The following is a 14958-nucleotide window of genomic DNA, read 5'->3' as shown; positions in this document are numbered from 1 at the left end:
GCCGGTACTGGTCCCCATCCTCAAGCCGGGCGACGTCGTGATCATGGACAACCTCGGCAGCCACAACGGCAAGGCCGTCCGCGCCGCCCTCCGCAACGCCGGGGCTCACCTCATCTTCCTCCCGCCCTACAGCCCCGACCTGAACCCCATCGAGCAGGTCTTCGCCAAGCTGAAGACCCTCCTGCGCAAGGCCGCAGAACGCACCGTCGAGCACACCTGGCGGCGCATCGGCATGCTCCTCGACCACTTCTCGGCCGACGCGTGCGCCAACTCCCTCGTCAACTCCGGCTACGCTCCATGCTAAAGCGGTCACGCTCTAACCGCCGCCGGCGACCACCAGCTTGACCCGCCGCCCCGGCGACAAGGGCTCGCCGCGCTGCAGGGCGTTCAGCATCAGGAAGCGGTCCAGCCGGTCGGGGCCCGCCATGCCGGCGGCCAGGCTCTCGCTGGTGTCGCCCGACCGCGCGGTCACCACGGCGATGCGCCGGGTTCCCAGGGTCGCCGCCTCGTGCTCGGACAGCAGGTGGAACGAGCCGTACATCGGATCGAACACCGCGCCCTGACCGTCCGGGGTGATCGTGGCGAAGTGGTAGGCCCGGTCGCCGCCCATCGCATAGGCCGCCACCAGCACCTCCATCGGGCCGCCGCGGGTCTGGGCGCGGGCCTGCAGGATCACGGCGTCCAGGCCGTTGATGGTGGTCCGCCGCGGCCGGCTGGTCTCCACCGGCGTCTGGCCGACGACGCCCTGGAGGACCTGGGCGGCATAGTCCTCGAGCCGGACGCTGGAGGCGCGGCCGGCGGCGAACTCGCCCCGCAGGCCGTCCGGCCCGGTGATCCGCACCGCGTCGACGGCGTTGGTGAGCTGGAACCCCGGCGGGGCCTCGAAGGCGATCCGCAGGCCCGGGTGAACGAAGGACTGGCCGTTGACCGCGCCCTGGTTGGGATCGTCGCCATAGGCCAGGCCGTCCAGCGCCGACAGATAGGCCTGGGCGTTCAGGTCCGACGCCGCGCCCGGCGGCGTGGCCTCCCCCTGCTGGGCGGCGCGGCGGATGCGGTCGGCGGTCAGCGGATGGGTGCTGGCCCAGACCGGCATCGCGCGGGCGTCGCGGCCCGTGGCGCGGGCCGAGAACTGGTCCTCGCGCTGCAGGTCGTCCAGCACGTCGGCCAGGCCGCGCGGGGCGTAGCCGGCCAGCGGCAGGTAGCGGATCGCAAGGCTGTCGGCCTCGTATTCCTGGCTACGGGAATAGCCCAGCGACCCCAGCTTCGCCGCCCGCCCCGCCACCGCGCCCACCACGTCGGACCTGGCGACCGCGCCGACCAGGGCCGCGGCCAGGCCGGTGATCGCCTCCTGGTTCTGCTGGCGCTGGGCATGGTTGGCCGCCACGTGGCCCAGTTCATGGCCCAGCACCGCCGCCAGTTCCGCCTCGGAGTTCATGATGCCCAGCAGGCCGCGGGTGACATAGACGTAGCAGCCCGGCGGGGTGGTGAAGGCGTTGACCACCTGGCTGTTGACGATGGCGAACGCGCAGCGGCCGCCCAGGCCCGCCGCCACCGCCATCCGCTCGCCGATCCGCTGCACATAGGCGGCCTGGGGTCCCTCGTAGGCGCCGCCGACCGAGCGCAGCACCTCGCCCTGCTGCCGGCGTTCCGCCTGGGCGGCGCGGGGGGCCTGGGCGGCCGCCGGAAGGGCCAGCACGGTTAGCGCCAGGGCCGCCGCCGCACGTTTCGCCGTCATCGCCGCCCTCCCCGCGATCCCGGGCTGACAAGCCCCGCGCTTCGCGCCAAGAGTGAACCAAGCCACCCTCGGAGTGAACACCGCCTTGCCGGCAACCCCCAGCCATCCGAATGGCGCGCCAACCGCCCGCCAGCTGGCCGAGAGCCTGCTGGCCTTCTGGGCGGACGGCGGAGTGGACGCCATGCTGCTGGACGAGGCGGTCGACCGGATCGAGGCAGGCAAGGCGCCGCCGCCGGTCCGGCCCTCGCCGGCCGTCGCCGCCAAGGCCCCGCCACGGGCGATCGACGGCCTGCCGGACGTCTCCGCCGCCGTGTCCCAGGCGCAGCAGCTGGCCGCGGCCGCCCACGACCTGCCCGCCCTGGTCGCCGCCATCGCCGCGTTCGAGGGCTGTCCCCTGCGCTATGAGGGCGCGGCCAGCCAGGCCGTGGTCTATCGCGGCGACCCGGCCGCCCCGCTGATGGTGATCGGCGAGGGCCCGGGGGCGGACGAGGACGCCCAGGGCCAGCCCTTCGTCGGCCGCGCCGGCAAGCTGCTGGACAAGATGCTGGGGGCCGCCGGGCTCGAGGGCCGGGTGCTGATCACCAACACGGTCTTCTGGCGTCCGCCCGGCAACCGCACGCCGACCCTGGCCGAGCAGGCGATCTGCGCCCCGTTCCTGGAGCGGATCATCGCGCTGGTGCAACCCCGGATGCTGCTGCTGGTCGGCGGCGCCTCGGCCAAGTCGCTGCTGCGGCGCGAGGAAGGCATACTTTCCCTGCGCGGCCGCTGGCTGGAATGGCGGTCTGCGGACGGATCGCAGGACCTGCCGGCGTTGCCGACCCTCCACCCCGCCTTTCTGCTGCGGCAGCCCGGCGCGAAGAAAAGCGCCTGGAGCGACCTGCTGACCTTGACGGAGAGGCTTGATCGTCCGGACAGGCCCCTCTAGCCTCCACCGTGGGACTCGTGAAAAATGGATCGCGTTCAGCAGCTGTTAGTGCTGCTCGCGCAGAAGGGACGGCATGACGCTCGAACAGCGCCTGCGCGTCGGGGTATTGTCCCTCGTCGCCGCCGCCTCAGCCGCAAGCATCGCTTGGGCTGAATCGCCGAAGGCCCTCTCCGACACGGACGCACGCGCCTATGCGCAGGCCTTCCAGGCGATGCAGGATGGCGACTTCGTGGGCGCCGAGCTGTCGGCCGCCGAGATCAAGGACAAGTCGCTCTCCGGCTACCTATCGTTCGGCGCCCTGATGCACCCGTCGGCGCACAAGGCCAGTTTCGACGAGCTGTGCGGCTGGCTGTCCAAGTTCCGCGACTTGCCGCTGGCCGACCGGGTGTTCTCGCTGGCCGCCAAGCGCAAGCCGGCCGACGCCGACGGCCCGCCGATGCCGGAGGTGGCCGTCGTGGACGGCGCCCGAAGCGAGGTCACCCGCCCGGCCCGCGAAGCCTTCTACTCCGGCGACCCGCGCACGGCCTTCGCGCTGGCGGTCAACGTCGGCGAGAGCTGGATCGCCGGCCTCGCCGCCTGGCGGCTGCAGGACTACAGCCAGGCGCGCGACTATTTCGGCCAGGTGGCGCGCGACGACGAGCGGAACCCCTGGCTGCGTTCGGCCGGGGCCTATTGGGCCGCCCGCTCCGCCGTCGCGCTGGGCGATACGGCCAGCGCCAGCGGCTTCCTGCGGCTGGCCGCCGAGACCCCGCAGACCTTCTACGGCATGATCGCCGAGCGCCAGATGCGGATGATCCCGGCCCAGGCGTCGACCGGCCAGCTGACCCTGGCCGCGTATCGCGCGCCGGAGCCGGAGCTGTCGCGCTTCGTGCAGGACGACCCCCGCGCCCACCGCGCCGCCGGCCTGGCCCAGATCGGCCACATCGAGGAGGCGCGCCAGGAGCTGCGCGCCGGTCTGGCGATGGCCCGCACCGGGGACGAGCGCAAGGCCTGGATCGCCCTGATCGCCGCGGTCGGGCCCGCCAACGGCCAGCAGCGGACCCCCTACCTCACGCTCGGCGAATACCAGACCCCGCCGCTGGAGCCGAAGGACGGCTTCACCATCGACCGCGCCCTGGTCTACGCCATCGTCCGCCAGGAGAGCGCCTTCAACCCGGGCGCCGTCAGCCACGCCGGCGCGTTCGGCCTGATGCAGGTGCTGCCGGCTTCGGCCACCCTGGCCACCGGCGACAAGCGCTATCGCGCCCGGCCCAAGACCCTGCTGGACCCGGCCACCAACCTGCGGGTCGGCCAGGACTACCTGGCCTATCTGATGGATCGCGGCGTGGGCTCCGACCTGCTGCGGACGGTGGCGGCCTATAACGCCGGGCCCGGCGCGGTGCTGAAGACCATCGGCATGGTCGGCGACCAGGACCCGCTGCTGCTGATGGAGTGCCTGCCGGCGCTGGAGACCCGCGAATACGTCGAGAAGGTGATGGCCGCCTACTGGACCTACAAGCACATGTTCGGCGAGCAGACCCATACGCTGGACGCCCTGGCCGGCGGGGCCAAGCGCATCGACGCCCAGTTGGACCTAGCCTATCCGCCGAGCCCGCAGCCCCAGTTCACGCCGCAGCCGCTTGAGATCGGCGCCCTGATCGACCGCGAGACGGCCGCGCTCGACTAGCACCCCGAACGGCCCGCGCCCCAGCAGGCCGCCGGTCACCAGTCCCGACACCACCGCCGGCGCCGGGCCGGCGGCGAGATGGTCGTGCAGCGACCCGATCCAGCCGTCGCGCAGGCGCAGCTCCGCCGGCAGGACCATCAGCAGCTCGGCCCGCGCCGCCCCGGCCGCCGCCTCCAGCGTTGCGTGCGCCTCGGCGCCGGTCTCCTCGCAGAGCTCGTCGATGCCCGGCTGGCCGTCGGCGGCGACGATCAGCACCTGGCGCACGATCCCGTCCACCGCACCGGCCGTCAGCTGGGCCAGCAGGGAGGGCAGCCGCTCCGCATCGCTGCGCGCGTCGATGATCACCGTGAGCATGGAGGCGACAGACCGCGCTTCGCTCCGAGGGTCAATAGTTCTTGTTTTGTTCCGTCGCGACCGATAGCCTTGGCCGGTGTCAGGCTTCACCTCCCAGATCCCGCAGCCCGGCCCCCAGTCGATTCGGGGCCGCGGCGCCCGCTCCAACGCCTCCGGCCGCTTCGAGAGCCAGCTGCGCGAGGCCTTCGACGATGGCTGGACCGAGGAAGACGCCCGGCCGCAGCAGACCCCGACCACGGTCAGCGCGGAGAACGCCAAGGTCATCATCAGCCGCAACGACAGCCCGGACGTCGGCTTCTCCGCCTCGATCAATCCCTATCGCGGTTGCGAGCACGGCTGCATCTACTGCTACGCCCGCCCCGCCCACGCCTACATGGGCCTGTCGCCGGGCCTGGATTTCGAGACCAAGCTGTTCTTCAAGCCGAATGCCGCGCGGCTGCTGGAGGCGGAGCTCTCCATGCCCCGCTATCGGCCGGAGCTGATCCACATCGGCGGCAACACCGATCCCTATCAGCCGCAAGAGCGCACCCTGCGGGTCACCCGCGGCATCCTGGAGGTGCTGGTGGCCTTCCGCCACCCATTCTCGGTGATCACCAAGTCGGCCCTGGTGGTCCGCGACCTGGACCTGCTGGCGGTCGCCGCCGCCGAGGGGCTGACGCGGGTAGCTGTCTCGGTCACCACGCTGGACCGCAAGCTGGCCCGCTCCATGGAGCCGCGCGCCGCGACGCCGGACAAGCGCGTCGACGCCATCCGCCGGCTGGCCGACGCCGGCGTCCCGGTGACGGTGATGTTCGCCCCCGGCATCCCCGGCCTCAACGACCACGAGATGGAGGCGGTGCTGGAACGCGCCGCCCAGGCCGGGGCGAGCGGGGCCGGCTATGTCGCCCTGCGCCTGCCGCGCGAGATCAAGGACCTGTTCCGCGAGTGGCTGGAGACCGACCATCCCGACCGGGCGCGCCGGGTGATGTCGCTGGTCCGCCAGATGCGCGGCGGCAAGGACTATGACGCCGAATGGGGGTCGCGCATGACGGGCCAGGGCCCCCTCGCCAACCTCATGAACGCCCGCTTCCACGCCGCCAGGAAACGCTACGGCCTGGACCAGCCCTGGGCCCCGCTCGAACTCGGCAAGTTCCGGCTTCCCGCCAAGGCGGGGGACCAGATCGACTTGTTTGGGGGGTGAAGGAGATGCTGGCTCGAAAGACCCAAGTTCCTCACCCGTTTGCGGGGGAGGGGGACCGCGAAGCGCTGGAGGGGGCCCTGGGGCCGCCATGAGAGCCACAAGCAACGCCCATGGCCGGGTCCGTCAGCTGCGCCGAAGGATGTCGCTTCCGGAGGTGATCCTGTGGACAGCGCTTCGTGGGCGGGAACCTGGGCGGCCGGTGTTTCGGCGCCAACACCCAATCGGGCCTTATGTGTTGGATTTCTACTGCGCCAAGGCGCGGCTCTGCGTCGAGGTCGACGGCGGCAACTGACTCCCGCGCCCTATCGCGTGCTGCGGCGGTCGGTGAGGTTGGGTCTTGGGGCGGCGCTCGCCGGCGCGCCGGTGGAGCGGGAGTCGATGAGGCTGCCGCGGGCCGCGGGGACATAGGTCGGGCCGCCGGTCTTCAGGGGTCGGGTCATGCGCCTTGGGCCTTCAGCGTCTGCACGCAGGCCCGCAGCAGGATCGCGCGGTCCGGGGACAGGTGGGGGTCTTTCAGTTCGCTGAGCGCGCCTTCCAGCGGCGCGCCCAGGTGGCGCGAGCCCAGCCGCCAGATCTCGGCGCGGACCTCCTGTTTGGCCACGGCGGGCCGGAAGAACCGGGCGAACAGGTTCACCGGCCGCCCGGCTGGGTCTTGAACAGCGGCGGCGCGACGGCGGGCGCAGCGGCCTTCTTGGGTTTGCGGGCTTCCTTGTTCGACTTTTTCTGACCCTTGGCCATGGCCTGCACCCTCCGATTTCGCCGCCGCGGAAGCCGGTTCCGCGCGGCAGACTGATCTATCCGAACAACGTCGACGAACGGTTTGTCTGTATCATGGCGGCGCGTCGACTGGAGACGATTTCGATGAATTCGCACGGCGTTGTCTGCAAATATTTCGTGATGCGGCCAATTATTTCCGTTTCGTTCACCGTGATCTTGACTCAAGGGCGGCCAGCGCCATGTGGATACTGGCGCCCCGCCCGGGCGTATCATCCCGGTATCCCGATGTTCCCCGCCCCGACGTTCCCGGGATGACCCAGCCCAACATGAGCCAGGCCGACCTCACCCTATCGCGCGAGAACGCCTACCTGAAGACGCGGGTGGCTCAGTTGCAGTCCGACGTCGCCGACCTCTCGGCCGAGGTCGATCGCCTGCGCCAGGAACGCGAGCGCCTGCACGGCCGCCGCGAAGCGCGTGCGCCCAATCCGCTGGGCAACGGACAGTGACGAACCTGCTGGGCCTCGGCCTGCTGATCGCCCCGGCGATCGCGGTGATCGGCTGGTTCGTCTACGCCCACCTGACCGGCCGCACCTAGCGGGAGAACACCCCCACCAGCTCCACGTGCGGCGACCACAGGAACTGGTCCACCGGCAGTATCCGCTCCAGGCGGAACCCACCGTCGATCAGCGTCCGGGCGTCGCGGGCGAAGGTGGCGGCGTTGCAGGAGACCCCGATCACCCGCGCCACACCGGAGCCGGCCAGCTCGCGGGCCTGTTCGGCGGCGCCGGCCCGGGGCGGGTCGAAGACCGCGACATCTGTATGGCGCAGGTCGTGGACCAGCAGGGGACGGCGCGCCAGGTCGCGAGCCTCGGTGGTCACGCCCTTCAGGCCCGGCGCGCCCGCCAGCGCCGCCGTCAGCGCGGCCACCGCCTCGGGCGCCGAGTCGACGCCATGGGTGGGGGCGATCTCGGCCAGGCGGAAGGTGAAGGTGCCGACCCCGCAATAGAGGTCGGCGATGCGGCTCGCGCCCACAGCGGCGGCGGCCAAGAAGTCGGCCATGGCGGTCTCCGCGGCCTTGGTCGCCTGCAGGAAGGCGCCCGGCGGCAGGTTGACCCGGCCCGGACCCAGGCGGACCTGCGGCAGGCGCGACATGTAGGCCGCCTCGCCGTTCAGGGTCACCCGCGCGAAGTCCGCCTCCGCCGCCCGCTCGGCCAGCTGCACGCGGGCGTCGGCGCCGAGGCCACCGCTGCGGGCCTCCACCCCGGTGATGTCCACGTCGAGGCCGGTGTCGGTGAAGGTCACGTGCAGCGAGGGCGCGGACTTGGGGTGCTCGAACAGCCGCGCGGCCAGTCGTTTCAAGGCCGGGATCGCCGCCTGGATGGCCGGCTCGGCGATCGGGCAGACCTCGATGTCCACGAGGTCCCAGGACTTGCGCGCCTTGTAGCCCAGCCGGGCCTGGTCGCGGTCGCCGCGCCGGGCGTGCAGGGTCACCCGCCGGCGCGTGCCGGGCGAGGTGGCGACGGGGGGCAGGATCTCGGTCTCGATTCGCTCGCGGGCCAGGGTGCCGGCCAGCCGCTCGACCTTCCAGGCCAGGTAGGGTTCGTGCGCCCAGTGCTGCAGGGCGCAGCCGCCGCAGGTGAAGAAGTGCGGACAGGCGGGCGCGATGCGATCGGGGCTCGCGGCCAGCACCTCGAGCAGCTCGCGCCGTTCGCCGGAGCCCTGGGCCCGCACCCGTTCGCCGGGCAGGCTGAAGGGCACAAAGACCGGGCCGGCGGCGACGCCATCGCCCTCCCCGCCCACGGTTTCGATGTCGAACTCGGCCGGCGGACCGGCGGGCGGGCGCGGGTCGGGGCGGCGATCGGCCCGGGGCTTGGACCTGCGCTGTTGCGGCCTCATAGGAGCGCCACGGCCACGGTCGGGTTTAAGTCAAAATGAACGAACATGAACGAGATTCTCAACCGCCGTTCAGCTTGCCCGACGCATCTTCGCCACAAGCTCCGCCGTAAGCTGGGCTAAGCATCGATCAGAGGAACCCCGAATGTCCAAGCGTGTCACCTTCGCCAAGGCCGGAGCCTGCGCCCTGGCCGGTGCGATCGCGCTGGCGGCCGCCGCGCCGGTCCAGGCCCAGCCCGCGCCCAGCGGCTCCTACACCGCCCGGAGCCCCGACGGCTACTATTACGACGCCTGCAAGCGCGAACAGACCGGCCGCGGCACGGTCGGCGCGGTGCTGGGCGGCGGCGCGGGGGCGGTGATCGGCTCCAATGTCGCGGCTCGCAACGCGCGCACGGAAGGCGCCCTGCTGGGCGGCCTGCTGGGCGCGATCGCCGGCGGCGTGGTGGGCAACAAGTCCGCCGCCTGCACCTCCGACCCTAACCCCGGCCGCACCGCCGACCTGCCGCCGCCCGCGCCGCTGCACGCCGACGGCCGCGACTACGACCACGACAGCAATGGCGCGCGCGACGGCTACTACGACCGCGACGCCTATGCCGACTCGGCCGCCGCCCAGGCCCAGGCCCGCGACGACGCCTATGCCTATGGCCAGCGCGGTGAGCGCTACCGCCTGTCGGACCGCACGCCCGGCCCGGACGGCTGCACCCTGGCCGAGAGCCCGATCTACATGCCCGATGGCCGCACCCAGACCCGCTTCGTCCGCGTCTGCCGCGACGCCAACGGGGGCTACGCGGTGGTGGACTGAATTCATCCGTGGTGTGGGTCTCGCGCCCAGACCAGATACTCCCGGTTGCCGTCGCCGCCTTCGATGGGGCTGTCGGCGGTGGCTTGGACGGTCCAGCCGGCGGCGGTTAGAAACGCGCCCACCGCCTCCAGCGCGCCGGCCCGCGCCGCCGGGTCGGTGACGATGCCGCCTTTGCCGACCTTGTCGCGGCCGACCTCGAACTGCGGCTTCACCAGGGCGATGAGGTCGGCGCCGGGGGCCGCCAGGGCCAGCGCGGCGGGTAGTGCCTTCTCCAGCGAGATGAAGCTGACGTCGGTGACGATCAGGCCGGGCGGCTGCGGGATCAGCGCCGGGGTCAGGTGGCGGGCGTCGGTGGCTTCCAGGCTGACGACGCGGGGATCGGCGGCCACCTTCGGGTGCAGCTGGCCCCGGCCAACGTCGACCGCGTAGATCCGCGCCGCGCCGCGCGCCAGGCAGACCTGCGTGAAGCCGCCGGTGGAGGCGCCGACGTCCAGCACCACGCGGCCCTCGACGGCGACCGGCCAGAGGTCCAGGGCGTGCGCCAGCTTCAGCGCCCCTCGCCCCACCCACGGATGCGCCGGCGTCGCCGCCAGCGCCGCGTCGTCGGCTATCGATTCCGAAGCCTTGGCCACCACCCGTCCGTCCGCCGTCACCCCGCCGGCCTCGATGGCGGCGCGGGCCTTAGCACGGCTGTCGAACAGGCCGCGGGCGACCAGCAGGAGGTCGGCCCGGGTTTTCAAGGGCCGGTCTTCAGGCCGCCGCGTCCACGAACAGCGGCTTGAGCTCGCTCTTGAGGATCTTGCCGTTGGCGTTGCGCGGCAGGGTCTCGGGCCAGAACTTCACCGCCACCGGCACCTTGAACGCCGCCAGCCGCTCGGCGACGTGCGCGCGCAGTTCGGCCTCGGTGGCCGCCATCCCCGGCTTCAGGGTCACCACGGCGCCGGGCTCCTCGCCCAGGATGCGGTGCGGGATGCCCACCACGGCGGCGTCCATCACCGCGGGGTGGTCGTAGAGGACGTTCTCGATCTCGACGCAGTAGATGTTCTCGCCGCCGCGGATCAGCATGTCCTTGGCCCGGTCGAGGATGAAGCAGAAGCCGTCGGCGTCCAGCTTGGCCAGGTCGCCGGTGCGCACCCAGCCGTCGACGAAGGTCTGGGCGGTGGGCTCGGGCTTGTTCCAATAGAGCCTGGCGTTCATCGGGCCCTTGGACCACAGCTCGCCCATCTGGCCGGTCGGCAACAGGGTGACGCCGTCGGCCGGGTCGCGAATCTGCAGCTCGGCGACGGCGGCGGGCGGGCCGCAGCTGTCGGGGCGGTGCTGGTAGTCCTCGGCGCCGTTGGAGGTGACCGTGGCGCAGGTCTCGGTCATCCCCCAGCCCTGGCCGCTCTGCGACTTGGGGAACACCTCCTTCAGCCGCCGCACCAGTTCCGGCGCCGAGGGCGCGCCGCCATAGGACACCGCCTCCAGCGACGACAGGTCGTAGTTGGCCCGCGACGGATGCTCGATCAGCTGCCAGGCGATGGTGGGCACCCCGCCGGCCGACTGAATCTTCTCGCGCTGGATCAGTTCGAAGGCGCGGATCGGCTCCCACTTGAACATCAGCACCAGCTTGGCGCCGGCGAACAGGCTGGGGTTCAGCACCGCGAAACAGCCGGTGACGTGGAAGAACGGCACCGACAGCAGGCTCGAGCGCTGCGACGCGTCCGGGTCGGGCGCCGGCGGCGCCTCGCCCTTGCGCAGGAAGGCCCGCGCCCCGGCCGCACCGGCGGTGATGATGTTGCAGTTGACCGCCCGCTGGGTGGCCAGCGCGCCCTTGGGCCGGCCCGTGGTGCCAGACGTGTAGAAAATGGTGGCGTCGTCGTCGGCGTCGATCTCCGCCGGCGGGATCGGCTGGTCGGGCAGCGCGGCCCAGGCGTCCGGGGCGCCCAGCACGCTCTCCAGCTTGGTCACATAGGGGTGGGCGATCTCGTCCGGTTCGCGGCTGACATAGACCCGCGTCAGCTCCGGGCAGTTGTGGAAATGCTCGGCCAGGCGCTGGTAGCGCTCCGCGTCCATCACTGCGACCTTGGTCCCGGAATCGGTGAGGCCGTATTCCAGCTCCGGCCCGGTCCACCAAGCGTTCAGCGGGGTAACGATGGCCCCGAGGGACGCCGCCGCATAGAAGGCCACCACCCACTCCGGCAGGTTGCGCATAATCACCGCCACCCGGTCGCCCTTGACCACGCCCTGGGCCTGCAGCTCGACGGCGAAGGCGGCGACGGCGCGGTGGAAGGCCTCGAAGGTGACGCGCTCGTCCTCATAAACCAGGAAGATCTTCTCGCCGTGGCCCTTGGCCAGCTCGGCGACGGCGCGAAGGGTCGGCGGCTGGTTCTTCCAGGCCTTCATCGTCACGCCGCGGATGGTGGCCTCGGCGATCTCGGTCGGCAGGCCGGGCGCGCCGATCAGGGCGTGCGCCTGGGCGATGGACATGGCGGGCCAACCGGGCGGCATGAGGGCCTCGGACATTCGTTTCACTCCCGTACTCACGCCGGGATTCCCCGCCCCGGACGTCACGGTGGGTGAACAAGCATAACCCGGCGTCAGAGGCAAACCGCGCCGCCGCGCCAACCGTGCGCGCGCCGCAGGCGCAGTCATTTTTAACCCCTGAAAACACAGAAAACACGGAAGGGCGCGGTGGCAGGCCGGACCGCTCTACCCTCTTTCAGTGTTTTCAGTGTTTTCAGTGGTCGAATCCTTTAGGCGCTGGCCTCAGCGGCGCGGCGGACCGGTGGCCCGGCGGATTCCCAGCCTGCCGCGAGGACCGGGCGGCGGCGGCGGCGCGAGGGTCATGACCGCGGCCGTGGCGGTACCGGCGAGCCGGGCGCGGAGGCCACCGCTTCGCGGCGCGGCCGCCGGCGGCGGGTCCGCGACGCTGGCGAGTAGTTCGCGCAGGGTGGGCAAGGCGGCCGGCTCCGGACCCGCCAGGGCCGCGACGTCGGCGGCGACCGCGCCCAGCGTCCGCAACAGCACCGGCAGGCTGGCGCTCTCGCGCTCCCGGTCGGACTCGCGGTCGCGTTCGGGCGGATCGCGGTCGGACCCGTCGTATTCGGAGGGGTCGTGTTCGGAGGGGTCGTGTTCGTGCGGCTCGCGTTCAATGCGCTCGGTCAGCGTCGCCCGCGCGCCGCCCATATCCGACTTCAGGCTCTCCGGCGCACGCCACGGCCGCACGACGGGCGGGATGGCTTGGGCGTCCTTGGCGGAGTAACTCCCTCGCATGGCACGAACCAAGCAAAGCCCTGAGTTTGAGATCGAGGTCGACGGGGAGCCCTATGTCTGGCGCCTTCACCGCTTTCCCCAATGGTCCAGTGACACCAACGCGTGGCGCGGCAAGGCGATCGCGGTGCGTCACCAGGCGGGGCAGCGCGAGGCCGTGCTGGAATTTCCACCCGGCCATCAGCCCAGATTCGGCGCCCCGCAGCTGAAGGCCTCGCAGATCCCGCCCGAACTCGTGGCGAAGGGCATCGCGGCCGCCATCGCGGCGGGATGGGCGCCCCTGTCCCGCGGCAAAACGGTCACCATCGTCGTCGATGCGACCGGCGGCTGACCCAGGGGGTTTGAAGGTCGGAGACGCCGGACTTGCCGGCGGGGCTACGGCCTCAGGCCGTCTGGCCCTTGGCCCACCGCCGGCGCAAAGCCGCGCCGACACCGCCCAGTCCGACGATCATCATCGCCCAGGTCGAGGCTTCGGGAACTGCGGCGGCCGCCGTGGAAAAAGCGCCAAGGGTGTGGGTGTCGAAGAAGATCGTGGTGGCGACGCCCCCGTCAGCCCCGGTGATTCGGGAATCGAAGTTCAGATCGAAATTATAGCTCTGGCCCGCGCCAAGCGTGCCGCCGGGCATGAAGATGCTGGTGGTCGAGGGGCTAAGGCCCCGGAAGAACACGTCGTTGCCGAGCGAGTCGGTGACGTCCAGGAACACAAAGGCCAGGTTCGCGTCGGGGTTCTGCGCGAACGCATTGAAGTCGAACGTGAAGCCCGACGCGGCGTCGAGGCCCTGAAGTTGGTTGAAGGAGGCCGCGGTCAGCATCGGCACGGACAGCGAAGCCGCCGCCACCGTGTAGCTGAGCGACGCGCTCTGCGAGGCCGCCGTGCCGCTGTTGGTCACCTGGAAGGCGTAGGTCCCGAACGGATAGGCGGCGTTGAGGTCGGCCAGAGTTCCCGCCGAGTCGCTGAACGCCAGGGTCGCGCCGGGCGCCGGGGTCAGGGCCACCGGCGAGCCGGCCCCCGGATAGGTGAGCGTTCCGCCGTCGAAGTCACTTGCCGAATCCAGGAACGCGCGCGCCGCGAAGAAACCGCCGGTGGCCACGACCGTGGTGGCGCCGGTCTGTTGGTAGAGGGGGTTCAGGCCGATGTCGATTTCGGTGACCGCCGCCTTGGCGCCGCCCGCCGCGCCCAGGGCGCAGGCGATCGAAAGCGCCGCCCCGGCCATTGTTTCAAACCGCATCTACGATCCCCCTACGATGACGGGACGGACAGTCGTCCCACGCGCCGCGCGACCGATCCGCCGCCCGACCCGGGATCGTTAACACCTTGGAAAGCCGTTTGAAATTGGACCTGGTCCTAGGACTGGTCGTGAGACCACAGCGGCGGGCGGTCCCGCTTTCCGGCTGACGGGAAAGGAAGGGGGGCCGGCTCAGCGGGGCCAGGGCTGGATGCCCAGGAAGCCGCCGTCGATCGGCAGCATGACGCCGGTGACCCAGCGGGATTCGTCGCTGGCGAGGTAGACGGCGGCGTAAGCGACATCCCAGCCCGTGCCTTCGGTCTGCAGCGGCACGGCCTGGCGGCGGCGCTCGCGGACCGCCTCGCCGAGGGGCGCCACCAGCGGAGTATAGACCGTGCCGACGATCAGGCTGTTGGCGCGGATGCCCTCAGCCGCGTGGTCGGCGGCGACGGACAGGGTCAGCCCCTGCAGCCCGGCCTTCGACGCCGCATAGGCCACGGCCCCCGGCGTTCCGGAGAGCCCGACCATACCGGCCGTGGACGACACGGTGATTATCGATCCCCCACCGCCTTGCCGCATCCGCGGGATGCAGGCGCGGCAGCAAAGCATCGCCGAGGTGAGGTTGGACTGCAGCAGGCGCTCCCAGTCCTCGAGCATCACCGTCACGCTGTTGCCGCCGGCGCCGACGCCCACATTGTGGTGCAGGATGTCGAGGCGGCTATAGCGCTCGACGGCGAAGGCGGCCATCGCCTCGGTCGCGTCGGGGCGGGTCACGTCCGCGGCGAACGCGGTGGCCTCGCCGCCCTCCGCGCGGATCGTTGCTTCGAGCGCCTGCGCCCGTTCTAGGCTGCGGTTGACCAGGACGACCCCGGCGCCTTCGCGGGCGAACAGCATGGCGACCGCCGCGCCGTTGCCCAGGCCTTCGGCCTGGGACGCGGCCCCCGTGACGATGGCGACCTTGCCCGTCAGCCGGCCCATGCGCGCCCCGTTCCAGATTGCAATGGCCGAACCTAGCGCCGAGTCGAGGCGGTGTGGAACGCAAATGGCCGCTCCGGCCCTCTATTGCAGTGACATCGGGTAATTGAGGTAGGTCCATCCAAGCCTTGGAATACGAAGTTGGAGCGAGGTGATCGCAGCGCTTCACGAAGGAGGATGGGCCATGGTTGAAGTCTATGTCGGGCTGGATGTATCGGACAAGTCCACGCATC

The 14958-nt window shown here is 71.4% G+C and carries 18 protein-coding genes; 8 read left to right on the top strand and 10 right to left on the bottom strand.

Annotation, left to right across the window (positions count from 1 at the left end; translation table 11 throughout):
• On the top strand, positions 1-304 hold a 304-nt coding region (locus tag Q0R13_RS11840), incomplete at its 5' end, for a transposase (RefSeq protein WP_293904108.1).
• A gap of 12 nt (positions 305-316) precedes the next feature.
• Here Q0R13_RS11840 and Q0R13_RS11835 read toward each other — a convergent pair.
• The gene (locus tag Q0R13_RS11835) at positions 317-1735 is read right to left on the bottom strand and encodes a M48 family metalloprotease (protein WP_293904106.1); all 1419 of its coding nucleotides are present in this window, start codon (positions 1733-1735) and stop codon (positions 317-319) included.
• Positions 1736-1820: 85 nt separating this feature from the next.
• On the opposite strand from Q0R13_RS11835, the gene Q0R13_RS11830 reads away from it, so the two are divergent.
• Together Q0R13_RS11830 and Q0R13_RS11825 are read left to right on the top strand one after the other, a co-directional pair.
• Entirely contained in the window at positions 1821-2660 is an 840-nt protein-coding gene (locus Q0R13_RS11830) for a uracil-DNA glycosylase (RefSeq protein ID WP_293904104.1), read from the top strand.
• A gap of 73 nt (positions 2661-2733) precedes the next feature.
• Positions 2734-4326 (top strand): lytic transglycosylase domain-containing protein, encoded by a 1593-nt coding sequence (locus Q0R13_RS11825; RefSeq protein WP_293904102.1) that lies wholly within the window; start codon positions 2734-2736, stop codon positions 4324-4326.
• Here the strand turns inward: Q0R13_RS11825 and Q0R13_RS11820 are convergent.
• Entirely contained in the window at positions 4234-4680 is a 447-nt protein-coding gene (locus Q0R13_RS11820) for a cell wall biosynthesis glycosyltransferase (protein ID WP_293904100.1), read from the bottom strand. The genes Q0R13_RS11825 and Q0R13_RS11820 overlap by 93 nt on opposite strands.
• Before the next feature lie 76 nt (positions 4681-4756).
• Here Q0R13_RS11820 and Q0R13_RS11815 point away from each other — a divergent pair, with 76 nt between their 5' ends.
• Both Q0R13_RS11815 and Q0R13_RS11810 read left to right on the top strand, forming a co-directional pair.
• Positions 4757-5860 (top strand): PA0069 family radical SAM protein, encoded by a 1104-nt coding sequence (locus Q0R13_RS11815; protein ID WP_293904098.1) that lies wholly within the window; start codon positions 4757-4759, stop codon positions 5858-5860.
• Between the two features lie 88 nt (positions 5861-5948).
• Positions 5949-6152 carry a DUF559 domain-containing protein gene (locus Q0R13_RS11810; protein ID WP_366852839.1) on the top strand — a complete coding sequence of 68 codons (204 nt, stop codon included), beginning with the start codon at positions 5949-5951 and terminating at the stop codon, positions 6150-6152.
• A 10-nt stretch (positions 6153-6162) separates the two neighbouring features.
• On the opposite strand, the gene Q0R13_RS11805 is transcribed toward Q0R13_RS11810, so the two are convergent.
• Positions 6163-6300 carry a hypothetical protein gene (locus Q0R13_RS11805; protein WP_293904096.1) on the bottom strand — a complete coding sequence of 46 codons (138 nt, stop codon included), beginning with the start codon at positions 6298-6300 and terminating at the stop codon, positions 6163-6165.
• On the bottom strand, positions 6297-6494 hold the full coding sequence (locus tag Q0R13_RS11800) for a hypothetical protein (protein ID WP_293904094.1): 198 nt from the start codon (positions 6492-6494) through the stop codon (positions 6297-6299). The genes Q0R13_RS11805 and Q0R13_RS11800 overlap by 4 nt, the downstream gene beginning before the upstream one ends.
• 394 nt (positions 6495-6888) lie before the next feature.
• On the opposite strand from Q0R13_RS11800, the gene Q0R13_RS11795 reads away from it, so the two are divergent.
• Entirely contained in the window at positions 6889-7083 is a 195-nt protein-coding gene (locus tag Q0R13_RS11795; protein ID WP_293904092.1) for a hypothetical protein, read from the top strand.
• Positions 7084-7168: 85 nt separating this feature from the next.
• Here the strand turns inward: Q0R13_RS11795 and Q0R13_RS11790 are convergent, their stop codons facing one another.
• Positions 7169-8473 (bottom strand): class I SAM-dependent RNA methyltransferase, encoded by a 1305-nt coding sequence (locus Q0R13_RS11790; RefSeq protein WP_293904090.1) that lies wholly within the window; start codon positions 8471-8473, stop codon positions 7169-7171.
• Positions 8474-8615: 142 nt separating this feature from the next.
• On the opposite strand from Q0R13_RS11790, the gene Q0R13_RS11785 reads away from it, so the two are divergent.
• Positions 8616-9272 (top strand): glycine zipper 2TM domain-containing protein, encoded by a 657-nt coding sequence (locus Q0R13_RS11785; protein ID WP_293904088.1) that lies wholly within the window; start codon positions 8616-8618, stop codon positions 9270-9272.
• Positions 9273-9274: 2 nt separating this feature from the next.
• Here Q0R13_RS11785 and Q0R13_RS11780 read toward each other — a convergent pair whose 3' ends face one another.
• The 3 genes from Q0R13_RS11780 to Q0R13_RS11770 form a co-directional block, all read right to left on the bottom strand.
• Positions 9275-10012, bottom strand: coding sequence for a TlyA family RNA methyltransferase (locus Q0R13_RS11780; RefSeq protein WP_293904086.1), 738 nt, complete (start codon positions 10010-10012; stop codon positions 9275-9277).
• A gap of 10 nt (positions 10013-10022) precedes the next feature.
• Complete coding sequence (locus Q0R13_RS11775) at positions 10023-11777, bottom strand: class I adenylate-forming enzyme family protein (protein ID WP_293904084.1); 1755 nt, start codon at positions 11775-11777, stop codon at positions 10023-10025.
• Positions 11778-12020: 243 nt separating this feature from the next.
• Positions 12021-12527, bottom strand: a complete 507-nt coding sequence (locus Q0R13_RS11770) for a hypothetical protein (RefSeq protein WP_293904082.1) — start codon at positions 12525-12527, stop codon at positions 12021-12023.
• Here Q0R13_RS11770 and Q0R13_RS11765 point away from each other — a divergent pair.
• A complete protein-coding gene (locus Q0R13_RS11765; RefSeq protein ID WP_293904080.1) occupies positions 12526-12855 on the top strand; it encodes a hypothetical protein in 330 nt (109 codons plus the stop codon). The two genes, Q0R13_RS11770 and Q0R13_RS11765, sit on opposite strands and share 2 nt — an antisense overlap.
• Before the next feature lie 52 nt (positions 12856-12907).
• Here the strand turns inward: Q0R13_RS11765 and Q0R13_RS11760 are convergent, their stop codons facing one another.
• Both Q0R13_RS11760 and Q0R13_RS11755 read right to left on the bottom strand, forming a co-directional pair.
• The gene (locus Q0R13_RS11760) at positions 12908-13753 is read right to left on the bottom strand and encodes a PEPxxWA-CTERM sorting domain-containing protein (RefSeq protein ID WP_293904078.1); all 846 of its coding nucleotides are present in this window, start codon (positions 13751-13753) and stop codon (positions 12908-12910) included.
• Positions 13754-13942: 189 nt separating this feature from the next.
• A complete protein-coding gene (locus tag Q0R13_RS11755; protein WP_293904076.1) occupies positions 13943-14728 on the bottom strand; it encodes an SDR family NAD(P)-dependent oxidoreductase in 786 nt (261 codons plus the stop codon).
• Positions 14729-14958 lie beyond the last annotated feature (230 nt).

It is taken from the genome of Phenylobacterium sp. (assembly GCF_025351295.1).
GTDB lineage: Bacteria > Pseudomonadota > Alphaproteobacteria > Caulobacterales > Caulobacteraceae > Phenylobacterium.
This window is presented reverse-complemented; position numbering and strand designations above follow the sequence as displayed.

Coding starts and splice junctions, on each gene's coding strand:
- Q0R13_RS11835 (WP_293904106.1), bottom strand. CDS start 1,735: ATGACGGCGAAACGTGCGGCGGCGGCCCTGGCGCTAACCGTGCTGGCC.
- Q0R13_RS11825 (WP_293904102.1), top strand. CDS start 2,734: ATGACGCTCGAACAGCGCCTGCGCGTCGGGGTATTGTCCCTCGTCGCC.
- Q0R13_RS11820 (WP_293904100.1), bottom strand. CDS start 4,680: ATGCTCACGGTGATCATCGACGCGCGCAGCGATGCGGAGCGGCTGCCC.
- Q0R13_RS11810 (WP_366852839.1), top strand. CDS start 5,949: ATGAGAGCCACAAGCAACGCCCATGGCCGGGTCCGTCAGCTGCGCCGA.
- Q0R13_RS11805 (WP_293904096.1), bottom strand. CDS start 6,300: ATGACCCGACCCCTGAAGACCGGCGGCCCGACCTATGTCCCCGCGGCC.
- Q0R13_RS11795 (WP_293904092.1), top strand. CDS start 6,889: ATGACCCAGCCCAACATGAGCCAGGCCGACCTCACCCTATCGCGCGAG.
- Q0R13_RS11790 (WP_293904090.1), bottom strand. CDS start 8,473: ATGAGGCCGCAACAGCGCAGGTCCAAGCCCCGGGCCGATCGCCGCCCC.
- Q0R13_RS11785 (WP_293904088.1), top strand. CDS start 8,616: ATGTCCAAGCGTGTCACCTTCGCCAAGGCCGGAGCCTGCGCCCTGGCC.
- Q0R13_RS11775 (WP_293904084.1), bottom strand. CDS start 11,777: ATGTCCGAGGCCCTCATGCCGCCCGGTTGGCCCGCCATGTCCATCGCC.
- Q0R13_RS11765 (WP_293904080.1), top strand. CDS start 12,526: ATGGCACGAACCAAGCAAAGCCCTGAGTTTGAGATCGAGGTCGACGGG.
- Q0R13_RS11770 (WP_293904082.1), bottom strand. CDS start 12,527: ATGCGAGGGAGTTACTCCGCCAAGGACGCCCAAGCCATCCCGCCCGTC.
- Q0R13_RS11760 (WP_293904078.1), bottom strand. CDS start 13,753: ATGCGGTTTGAAACAATGGCCGGGGCGGCGCTTTCGATCGCCTGCGCC.
- Q0R13_RS11755 (WP_293904076.1), bottom strand. CDS start 14,728: ATGGGCCGGCTGACGGGCAAGGTCGCCATCGTCACGGGGGCCGCGTCC.